The organism is uncultured Boseongicola sp., from assembly GCF_937988555.1.
Taxonomy (GTDB): domain Bacteria; phylum Pseudomonadota; class Alphaproteobacteria; order Rhodobacterales; family Rhodobacteraceae; genus Boseongicola.
In genome coordinates this window covers 1-4,298 of sequence record NZ_CALJXO010000296.1, presented here as the reverse complement: position 1 = coordinate 4,298, position 4,298 = coordinate 1, and the positions used below count along the sequence as shown (strand labels likewise).

The 4,298-nt window shown below is 53.1% G+C and carries 3 protein-coding genes and 1 pseudogene; all 4 read left to right on the top strand.

Annotated features, from left to right (window positions below; all coding sequences use genetic code 11):
* Positions 1 to 566: 566 nt before the first annotated feature.
* On the top strand, positions 567 to 953 hold the full coding sequence (locus Q1B15_RS17530; RefSeq protein WP_299756137.1) for a diacylglycerol kinase: 387 nt from the start codon (positions 567 to 569) through the stop codon (positions 951 to 953).
* A 674-nt stretch (positions 954 to 1,627) separates the two neighbouring features.
* Positions 1,628 to 2,692, top strand: coding sequence for an alpha/beta fold hydrolase (locus Q1B15_RS17525; protein ID WP_299756134.1), 1,065 nt, complete (start codon positions 1,628 to 1,630; stop codon positions 2,690 to 2,692).
* Positions 2,693 to 3,285: 593 nt separating this feature from the next.
* Positions 3,286 to 3,909, top strand: coding sequence for a hypothetical protein (locus tag Q1B15_RS17520; protein ID WP_299756132.1), 624 nt, complete (start codon positions 3,286 to 3,288; stop codon positions 3,907 to 3,909).
* 247 nt (positions 3,910 to 4,156) lie between these two features.
* A pseudogene (locus tag Q1B15_RS17515) lies at positions 4,157 to 4,298 on the top strand (IS5/IS1182 family transposase); the annotation flags it as partial.

Genomic DNA, 4,298 nt, shown 5'->3' with positions numbered 1-4,298 from the left:
GGCCGCTCTGGGCTCCTTGCTGCCGTTAGCCGCATCGCAGCATCCTGCCAAACGATCTCGCCCCGACCAACATGAACGGCCCAGACCAGCCTTTCGATCCATCAACCAGCGCCGCAGTGCAGCTTTCGCATTCCTGCCATTCGTGCATCGCGCAGCATTTTCGAAACCCCAATGACGGCAGCGCGGGACTAACCTGCCAAACACGGCGCTTGCCGACTTTGCTTGGGCTAGGAAACTCGCCGGAAGAGATGCGTTGATGAATTGCGGTGTTGCTTAGGCAGATAGTTTGCAAACTTCGTTGATGGCCACTAACGACCAACCAGAGATGTTTGCTCGGTTGGTGTTTTCGGCACGCTTCTTGGTTGAACCTGGGTCGTATGTAAGCTTCGGCACAGTCTCTTGGCGCGACGCCATATCTGCTCTCCATCACCCAGATCCATTGCAACCGTGTGCGAGGTGACGGGACCGTTCAGCACTTGGGTCAACCTAAAATATAGTTATTGGTATCTTGCGGTGTTAAGACTCTCCCACCGGCTTAGCCAAATAGTTGGATGGGTAACAACACTATGGAAAAAGAGGCGCCGTCGGGCATTAACCGATTGATTGCGGCCTATCGCAATTCAGTGGCCGGCTTTCGGGATATATGGCGCCGGGAGGAAGCCTTCAGACAAGAAGTCGTGGTCTTGGGCTTGTCTGTTCCATTGGCCTTTTGGATCGGGAATTCGCTTGCCCATACGGGGCTTCTTGTTGGTTCAATTCTACTACTGATAATTGTAGAAATCCTAAATTCAGCCATCGAAGCGACTATTGACCGGATCGGGACTGAAAGACACGAGCTGTCAAGAATTGCAAAGGATCTCAGTTCTTTGGCGGTCATGACAACTACTCTATTCCCCTTGGCCATATGGGGGGCGAGCATTTTGTCTTGGCTTGGGTTGATCACGCTATCGTAGATCTTTCTGAAGAAACGTTTTGGTATGGATGTCGGGTCAATCCGGTGAAGCAAATTTGCCTGCGGATTGGCTATGTCGTCGCGATGTTTCGCAGTGATCGGGTAGATTTTTCTGCGAAAAGCTTTGGTGTAAATCCAGTGCGCAAGGATTTGACTTCTAAGCGGGAGTTGCGCCCTTGCGGTGATTATAATATGCCATTGTCTTTCTCCTTTGTGGCTGCTTCATTGAGGCCAGTATACTGTACCTCGTTTGCCCAAGGAGAGCGGCACCCACAGACACACCATGTCATTCGTGCATCGTGCAGCATGTTCTTGGGCCAAATGACCGCAACGCGGACTTTGCGGTCTTCGTGCAATTCAGAGTTGCCAATGGAACGAGACTACCAGTGATGATCCTGATCGGACGACCTGCATTCGGTCGGCCCTCGTGGAACTCTTTCTCCGCAGGATGCAGATCAGACGCTTTTGCTACAATGGCTCAGGAGCAGGTCTTCTTTGCAAACACGTACGAGCAACCGGGCACCGGATTGGCGCAGGCCGCTGTCAGATATCGCCTTACAAGCCTTGACAGCATCTTGCGTCAATATGTTAAGCGGTCACGCAGACCGCGTTTTCAAGGCGGTGTCCCCGGCGGTTCCCACTATCGAGTCGAAAGCGATCATTCTAAGGTGCATTATGCGATTTCTTACCTCGATCCTTCTGCGTGCTATTTCGGTTGGCAGTCTGGCAGCCGCATTTATAATCGCTTTTCCATCAACTTCGACGGCCCAAGCGGAGAGCCATGAGCGGCAGGTCCCCTTTCTGACACTTCGAAATCTTGCAGAAGCTGACGGGGGCGGAAGGTTCTTCGGAGACGAGCGCAGCCATCTCAGGGCCGGCTGGTGCCGGGTCCGAGATTTAGAACTCGGCTCTATCGCACCGCTGGCGGACTCCGCACCGGCCTTCATTCGGGGGCAACTTCTTAGGGTTGACGAAATTCGTGTGACAAGGTCCAGCGTGGTCCTCGACGCCTTACAGGATAGCGCTTCGAAAAACGCACCCGCTATCTACGTTCATGGCTACTACATCGATTTTGACAAGGGCTGCCGGCGCGCGGCCCTGCTTCAGGAAAATGCCAGTCTCACAGACCGGTTCCTGTGGTTCAGCTGGCCATCAGACGGGGACCTGGCCAACTACATGCGTGACGAGGCCGACCTCTATTGGAGTGTTCTCGATCTCGCCGATGCCATAATCGAGCTGGAACGCCGCTTTGGCAGTGGTGCTGTCGATGTCGTCGGGCACAGCCTTGGCGCGCGAGGGGTGGCGCTCGCTCTTTACGAGGTCGCGTACCGACGTCCGGATATCCGTCTCGATGCGATCGTGCTCCTCGCTCCGGATATGGACTTCGCAATATTTCAAAGACTCCTGCCGCGCATTTCGCTGATCGCGCGCAACGTCACGATATACGTCACAGATGCTGATCGCCCGCTTGCGCTTTCAGCACAATTGCATGGCTATCCACGGCTCGGGGAAGCGGGCGACCACCTAGAAACTCTCTCTGGAGTGGAGGTGATCGACTTGAGTGACATCGGCTCAGAGGGCCCGACCGGACACCTCTACCATGTCTACAGCAAGGCCGTGGGCAAAGACCTGAGCCAACTGCTCAACGACGGTCGCCATGCCGCAGAGCGCAGGAACCTCATTCAAACCGGCCCCAACTCCTGGAAGATGCGGAAGGCCGGGGTATCCGTTCCGGATTGATCGAACAAGAATTCAGACAGTCAGCGGTCGAGGCAATCCGGGGTCAACAGCCTATTTGTTGAGATCCGTGTCCCAATGCGTCCTGCCTGACGTTTCGTCGACAGCCAAGGCGCGACAGAAATAGAGAGTGCTTCAGAGGGATCCGATGAGTGTCCGCTCTGGGCCGTTCTCAACGTCCGCCTATCGGATGAAGCCAAAACTGATGCTGCATAACCGGATGGCAGGCTAGAGCCCGGAACGGACTTTCGCTGCAACTGCAAAATTTCCGATGGGCGAATTCACACAACGCGGGACATTTCTGACATTGGGGCCCCGTGACTTAGAACCAAGCACCAGGACGCAGGAACTCACTCCAAGGTGATTGTGCACCAGCGCAATTTGGCGACCTCAAACGTCACCTCCTTGCTTGAGTTTCAGCAATAACCTGCCGTGTTATTGCATAACACCTGAAAGCATAGTTTGTGTGTTACATGTTCAAAACATCCGATCAGGCTAAAAGGCTATGTGTTTGTTATGCAACGCGGGGAAATCGGCGTCAGTCTATAAATGTTATCGCTGAACTACCGCGGCTTGCAGAAAAAAGGAGCAAGACCATGAAAATTTTGGCGACTGTGATGACGTCTGCTCTAATTGCATCTCAAGCGTTTGCTGGTTCGTATGAGGTGAGATGCGAGACAACTTCGGTGCCCTATCAAGAAACCATCAAAGGCGGAGAACCCGATAAGGTAATCGGCGGAGCGCTAATTGGCGGCGTGATCGGAAAAGCCGTAACGGACGAAAATGCCGGCGCTGCCGTTGGCGCAATCATTGGTGGGGCTGTCGGTCATGAGAACAGTCGGACAACTGTCACCAGATACAAGAACGTAGAAACTTGCCGAAATGTTTTCATTCCTGAACGCGTCACGGACACGAAAACGCTTGAACAGGTTTTGCTTGATCTAAACGATGGTCAGTCCGTCGGCAAAGAATTGATCATGGACGTGCAGTACACGATTGGCGTCGCCTATGACGGAAAATGGGGACCAATGTCTCGACGAGCCGCAGAAGAATATTTGGCAAACCTCGAGCCTAACGCACAGCCCGAAGCGCCGCTGTATTCACTGGTCGTCAACGATGTTGTCATCGTCAGCTCAGCCGACGCCAATTCGATAGATCAAATCAAGAACGCCCTGTTTGAAGCGGGTGTCGACTCGCGAATCTTCGTTGATTTGCAATGATGTACTAAACCCCTAGATGCTCAATGCACGGCCACCTTTTACTGTATGTTGGTCGTGGTGAAGCCCAATTTGGTCTGAGTGTCTGCAATGGGCTTATTCTGTTGAAAAACTCCAAAATCTGAAAACCCCAAATTCCCGTCAAAACCGCAAATCCTGTCAAAGTCAGCTAAGAGCCTGATTTAAAACTAGTTGAATGAGTTCAGTAAGTTGTGATTCTGTTCGGTTGTGAAGCTGAACGGAGATCTCAATGGCCTGGACTGAACTCACTCGTCGCCAACATGACCGCAAGGGCAATAAATATGCAAGCGATACAACGGACCCGGAATGGGCGTTGATCGCGCCGATGATGCCGCCGGCCAAGAAAACGGGTCGACCGCGTACGACACGTT

What these genes read in the sequence shown, in the direction of transcription:
- Q1B15_RS17530 (WP_299756137.1), top strand. Translation starts at nt 567, where the DNA reads ATGGAAAAAGAGGCGCCGTCGGGCATTAACCGATTGATTGCGGCCTAT.
- Q1B15_RS17525 (WP_299756134.1), top strand. Translation starts at nt 1,628, where the DNA reads ATGCGATTTCTTACCTCGATCCTTCTGCGTGCTATTTCGGTTGGCAGT.
- Q1B15_RS17520 (WP_299756132.1), top strand. Translation starts at nt 3,286, where the DNA reads ATGAAAATTTTGGCGACTGTGATGACGTCTGCTCTAATTGCATCTCAA.